Origin of the sequence: Streptococcus pseudopneumoniae, assembly GCF_038148935.1 — a bacterium.
Lineage (GTDB): Bacteria > Bacillota > Bacilli > Lactobacillales > Streptococcaceae > Streptococcus > Streptococcus pseudopneumoniae_U.
In genome coordinates, this window is the sequence record NZ_JBBJZX010000162.1 from 1 (window position 1) to 1,636 (window position 1,636).

General features: G+C 38.3%; 2 protein-coding genes. One reads left to right on the plus strand and one right to left on the minus strand.

Features of this window, described 5'->3' with window-relative positions:
* Positions 1–59 precede the first annotated feature (59 nt).
* Positions 60–401, minus strand: coding sequence for a metal-sulfur cluster assembly factor (locus WKI42_RS10295; RefSeq protein WP_001206380.1), 342 nt, complete (start codon positions 399–401; stop codon positions 60–62).
* 123 nt (positions 402–524) lie between these two features.
* Here WKI42_RS10295 and rgg point away from each other — a divergent pair, with 123 nt between their 5' ends.
* Positions 525–1,376: a quorum-sensing system transcriptional regulator Rgg gene (rgg, locus tag WKI42_RS10300; protein WP_368081874.1), complete on the plus strand. Its 852-nt coding sequence runs from the start codon at positions 525–527 to the stop codon at positions 1,374–1,376.
* Positions 1,377–1,636: the final 260 nt, after the last annotated feature.

Sequence of the window (1,636 nt, forward strand, 5' to 3'; positions counted from 1 at the left end):
TCAAAAAAGCAAGCCAACTTTGGCTTGCTTTTTTTCATATTCAAAAGTGATCTGCCTGCTTAACGAGGTGGCAGTCCAAGGGCAATGCGGCCGTAGCGACTGATTCGTGTGATTTTCCAAGCAGGCGACCAGGTAACTTCAACTTTGACATCTTCGATACCCTCGATTTGTTTCAGACCTGCTACGATTTCGATAGGCAGGCTTTCGGCGCAATCGCAGGCAGTATCGGTGAAGGTCATGACAATTTTGCAGAGACCCGTTTCGTCTAGATTGATTTCATAAATCAGCCCTAGATTGTAAACATCCAATTCCACATCTGTATCAAAAACCTTCTCTAGTTTTTCGATAATTTGGTCTTGTAAGGCCAAAGCGCGGTCATTGATTTTGATATCCTCTCTCATTACAGTCCCTCCACGTGATAAATATCCTCTATTTTCTCATAATTCTGACAATTTGGCAAGTTTTTGATGAATTTTCTGAAAAATATGATAAAATGAAGAAAATACTGAATCAAGGGGAAGTCTATGGAGCAGATTGGAAAAGTCTTTAGACAATTACGAGAGTCAAGAAATATCTCGTTGAGACAAGCAACTGGGGGACAATTTTCGCCGTCTATGTTGTCCCGCTTTGAAACAGGTCAGAGTGAGCTTTCGGTGGAAAAGTTTCTATTTGCCCTGGAAAATATATCTGCCAGTGTGGAGGAAATCCTCTTTCTGGCGAGAGGTTTTCAGTATGATACAGATTCTGAGTTGAGAAAAGAAATCATAGATGTCTTGGATCCAAAGAATATAGCTCCGCTTGAGGACTTGTATCGCAGGGAGTATCAAAAGCATATCCATTCTCACAACAAACAGAAACATATTCTAAATGCCATTATGATTAAGTCTTATATGAAGGGCATGGATGAAGGGGTAGAGTTAACAGCAGAGGAAGGGAAAGTCCTTCATGATTATTTGTTTTCTACCGAGATTTGGGGAATCTATGAACTCAATTTATTTTCAGTCAGTTCTCCCTTTTTATCTGTTTCTCTTTTTACTAGATATGTACGAGAGATGGTACGTAAATCTGATTTTCTAATGGAAATGTCTGGCAATCGAAACCTGTTTCACACTATACTATTGAATGGCTTTTTAGCTAGCATTGAGTGTGAAGAATTTACCAATGCCTATTATTTTAAACGTGTTATCGAAGAGCATTTCTACAATGAAAATGAAACCTATTTCCGAATTGTCTATTTGTGGGCGGAAGGTCTCCTTGATAGCAAGCAAGGTAGAGTCAAGGAAGGCCAGAAAAAGATGGAAGATGCTGTCCGTATTTTTGAGATGCTTGGCTGTAACAAATCTGCTGAATACTATAGAAAAACGACCGATTGTTGAATATCTGCAAACTAAGAAAATTATTTAAAATTTGAAGCGATAGAATTGTTGAGCTCTCACAGGTTATCAAAGAAGTTCTATCGTTTTTTTGCTCATTTTGTTTGTTGCATATATTCAAAAGTTTTTCCTCTAGAATTTCTAAGTGCTATACTATAGTCATACTTCACATAAAACTTATACTCTTCGAAAATCTCTTCAAACCACGTCAGCGTAGCCTTACCGTATAGATGTTACTGACTTCGTCAGTTCTATCCACAACC

Excerpts from the sequence above, each read along its gene's own strand:
- WKI42_RS10295 (WP_001206380.1), bottom strand. The coding sequence starts at position 401 with ATGAGAGAGGATATCAAAATCAATGACCGCGCTTTGGCCTTACAAGAC.
- rgg (WP_368081874.1), top strand. The coding sequence starts at position 525 with ATGGAGCAGATTGGAAAAGTCTTTAGACAATTACGAGAGTCAAGAAAT.